We start from the raw sequence: 3,754 nt of genomic DNA on the forward strand, positions 1-3,754 counted from the left end.
GCGGCGACGCGTAACCGTAAATCGTGGGTGGGGGCGCTGGGAATTCTGTCCCAGCGCCCCTTACTCGTTCTTTACGATGCTGGGCATGAAGGAACCCTCCCGTCAGGCGCGGTGGGAGCGCCGTACGCAGGTCCCGCTGCTGGTGCTCGCCGTGGCCTTCGCCGTCGCCTACGCCGTCCCCATCGTCGCGCCCGACGCGGGCGAGGGGGTGCACCGGGCGTGCACCCACGCGGAGTGGGCGGTGTGGGCCGCCTTCGCGGTGGACTACGTGGTGCGCCTGGGTCTGGCGGGGGACCGCCGGGTGTTCGTGCGGACGCACTGGCTGGACCTGGCGGCGGTGGTGCTGCCGCTGGTCCAGCCGCTGCGGCTGCTGCGGCTGGTGGCGACGCTGATGCTGGTGGGCCGGCGGGCCCGGATGGCTCCGCAGGTGCGGCTGACGACGTACGTGGCCGGGGCCGTGGTGGGGCTGCTGATGTTCGGCTCGCTTGCGGTGCTGAGCGTGGAGCGGGACGCCCCCGCGGGGAACATCAAGAACCTGGGCGACGCGGTGTGGTGGTCCTTCACCACCATGACGACGGTCGGGTACGGGGACCACTCCCCCACCACGGGCCTCGGGCGGCTCGTGGCGGTCGGGCTGATGCTGTCGGGGATCGCCCTGCTGGGTGTGGTGACGGCCAACATCGCCGCCTGGTTCATCGCCCGCTTCGAGCGGGACGACCAGGTGGAGCGGCTCCAGCTGGCGGCCCTGCGGGAGCTGCAGGAAGAGGTACGGGCGCTGCGGGCCGAGGTCGCCAGGCTGGGCGGCGACGGCCCGGGCGGGATGCCCGCCCAGGCCGCCTCCTCCGCCGACCAGGCGGGGGTTACGTCTCCCACACCTTGAACGCCCTGACCTGGTACGGGGACTGGGGCAGCAGGACCCCGTCGCCCGGGTAGGTCTGGAACTCCCCGGTCTCCGCGCACACGTCGGACTGGTAGGTGGTGACGGGGCGCCCGGTCCGGTTGATGAGCGACTGGTAGTTCCCGGCGGGCAGCGCGGTGCAGCTGTTGATCTGGAGAGTGCTGAGGTCGTAGGTCTGCTTGGTGCCCTTGAAGTCCGGTTTCGCCCACAGGCACAGCTCCCCCGCGGCGCAGGACGGCGTGCCCGCCGCGTGCGCGCCGCCGGCGGTGCTCGGGATCAGGGCGGTGGCGGCCAGCAGGGCGGCGGCGAGGGTGGTGGCGCGAGTGGTGGTCCACGTACGCATGACGGCGTCAGCTCCTCATTGACGAGCGGGCCCCGGACGGTTTCCGAAGGCTCCGTGGCACCACGCTGACCTGCGGCGACGGCCGGGCGGAAGGGGCTGCGGGCGGGTCCACCCTGATAGGCGACAGCCCCGCCGGAACCGTCCGGCGGGGCTGTGGGGGGCGTGGGGTTGACCCGGCGGTAACGGCCGGGCGGGCGGATCAGATGTGGGCCGCGCCCGCTCCGGCGGCGGCGTTCGTACCGCGCTTGGTGAAGCAGGCCACGACCGCGGCGAGGACCGCCACGACGCCCGCGACGGTGAAGGCGGTGTTCATCCCGGACACGAAGGTGTCGTGGGCGACCGTGGTGATGGCCCGCGCGACCGGCTCGGGGAGGCCGGGCGGCACCGGGGCGATGCCGACCTGGACCCCCTTCTCCGCCATGTGGAGCTGCTCCGGGGCGAGCGGCGGCAGCTGCGCCCGCTGCCAGTTGTCCCCGAACGTGTTACTGACCTTGGCCGCCATGACCGCTCCGAGGACGGCGGTGCCGAGGCTTCCGCCGACCTGCATGGCGGCCTGCTGGAGGCCGCCGGCGACGCCGGAGAGCTCCAGCGGGGCGTTGCCGACGATGACCTCGGTGGCGCCGACCATCACGGGGGCGAGGCCGAGGCCGAGGAGGGCGAACCAGAGCGACATGGTGAGGGTGGCGGTGTCCGGGGTGAGCCGGGCCATCCCGAAGCAGGCGACGGCGGTGGCGACCATGCCCGCGACGAGCGGGACGCGCGGGCCGGCCTTCGTGATGGCCACGCCGGCCAGCGGCGAGCCGATGATCATCATGCCGGTGAGCGGGAGCAGGTGCAGGCCGCTGTCGACCGGGCTCATGCCGTGCACGTTCTGCAGGTAGAAGGTGACGAAGAACAGGCCGCCCATGAAGGCGAAGGCCATCAGGACCATCAGGACGGTGCCCGCGGACAGCGGCAGCGAGCGGAACATGCCGAGCGGGATCAGCGGTTCGGAGACCTTGGACTCCCAGACGGCGAAGAGCACGAAGCAGATCACCGAAAGGCCGAGGAAGAGCAGGGTCCTGGTGTCGCCCCAGCCCCACTCGGCAGCCTTGATCAGCGCCCAGATCAGGGAGAACATCGCGACCGACAGCAGCACGATGCCGACGAGGTCGAAGGAACGCGGGGCGTTCTCCGCGCGGTGGTCGAGCAGGATGAACAGGCCGAACAGCAGCGCGATGATGCCGACGGGCACGTTGATGAAGAAGACGGACTGCCAGCTGGCGTGCTCGACGAGCAGACCGCCGACGATGGGACCGGCGGCGGTCGAGGCGCCGATGACCATGCCCCAGATGCCGATGGCCATGTTCAGCTTCTCGGCGGGGAAGGTGGCGCGGAGCAGGCCGAGGGCCGCGGGCATCAGCAGGGCGCCGAAGACGCCCTGGGCGACGCGGAAGCCGATGACCAGGCCGACGCCGGTGGAGAGGCCGATCGCGGCCGAGGAGAGGGCGAAGCCGGCGATGCCTATGAGGAAGGTCTGGCGGTGTCCGAAGCGGTCGCCGAGCTTGCCGGCGGTGATCAGGGAGACCGCGAGGGCCAGCAGGTAGCCGTTGGTGATCCACTGCACCTCGGCGAGCGAGGCGCCGAGGTCCTTTTGGATCGCGGGGTTGGCGACGGCGACGATCGTGCCGTCGAGGGTGACCATCATGACCCCGATCGCCACGGCGAAGAGGGTCAGCCACGGGTGGCCGCGCAGTCCGGTGCGGACCGGCGCGGGGCCCGATTCCTTGGCGAGGGTGATCTGACTCGTCATGCGGACAGGCTAGTGACAGCGACTGACACTTCACAAACGGCTCAACGCGACAGTCGCTGTCAGGTCGGTCACAGGTACCCTGACCGCTCACTCAGCGTCAGAAAGGACCCCACGGTGATGACCGACAGGCGGCCGGCACCGGCCGCCCCGGCGGCGGGACTGCGCGAACGCAAGAAGCGGCGCACCCGGGACGCCCTGCTGCGCGCCGCCCTGCTGCTGTTCATCTCCCAGGGCTACGAACGGACCACCGTCGACGAGATCACCGACGCCGTGGAGGTCTCCCAGCGCACCTTCTTCCGCTACTTCGCGAACAAGGAGGAGGTCGCCTTCGCCGTCCAGGACCTCGTCGAATCGCACTTCGTCGCCGCGCTGCGGGCCCGGCCCGCCGCCGAGGGCCCCGTCGCCGCCATGCGGGGCGCGGTGCTCGCCGCCTGGGACACCGTCGAGGAGGCCATCTCCGAGGTGGTCCCCGTCGACCTCTACATGCGGGGATACCAGCTGATCGAGTCCACCCCGGCCCTGCTCGCCGTGCACCTGCGGCGCTCCACGGAGATGGAGGAGCAGATCGCCCGGCTGATCGCCGCCCGCGAGGGTCTGGACATCGACGCCGACCCGCGCCCCCGGGTGGTCGTGGCCGCGTTCTGCGGTGTGATGCGCGTCACCGGCCGCCTCTGGGGCCAGGGCGAGGACGCCAGCGTCGCCGCGATCCGGCGCATGACGG

At 71.6% G+C, this 3,754-nt stretch carries 4 protein-coding genes; 2 read left to right on the forward strand and 2 right to left on the reverse strand.

The window, feature by feature from the left end; all coding sequences use genetic code 11:
• Positions 1–85: 85 nt before the first annotated feature.
• Positions 86–880, forward strand: a complete 795-nt coding sequence (locus tag ACFV0Q_RS39485; protein WP_385012672.1) for an ion channel — start codon at positions 86–88, stop codon at positions 878–880.
• On the opposite strand, the gene ACFV0Q_RS39490 is transcribed toward ACFV0Q_RS39485, so the two are convergent.
• Positions 861–1,241: a peptidase inhibitor family I36 protein gene (locus ACFV0Q_RS39490; RefSeq protein ID WP_385012673.1), complete on the reverse strand. Its 381-nt coding sequence runs from the start codon at positions 1,239–1,241 to the stop codon at positions 861–863. The genes ACFV0Q_RS39485 and ACFV0Q_RS39490 overlap by 20 nt on opposite strands.
• Before the next feature lie 199 nt (positions 1,242–1,440).
• Complete coding sequence (locus tag ACFV0Q_RS39495) at positions 1,441–3,033, reverse strand: MFS transporter (RefSeq protein WP_385012675.1); 1,593 nt, start codon at positions 3,031–3,033, stop codon at positions 1,441–1,443.
• Positions 3,034–3,150: 117 nt separating this feature from the next.
• Here ACFV0Q_RS39495 and ACFV0Q_RS39500 point away from each other — a divergent pair.
• Positions 3,151–3,754 (forward strand): TetR family transcriptional regulator (locus tag ACFV0Q_RS39500; RefSeq protein WP_385012676.1); only part of this gene is annotated, 604 nt, incomplete at its 3' end.

Origin of the sequence: Streptomyces sp. NPDC059564 (assembly GCF_042735575.1) — a bacterium.
Taxonomy (GTDB): Bacteria; Actinomycetota; Actinomycetes; order Streptomycetales; family Streptomycetaceae; genus Streptomyces.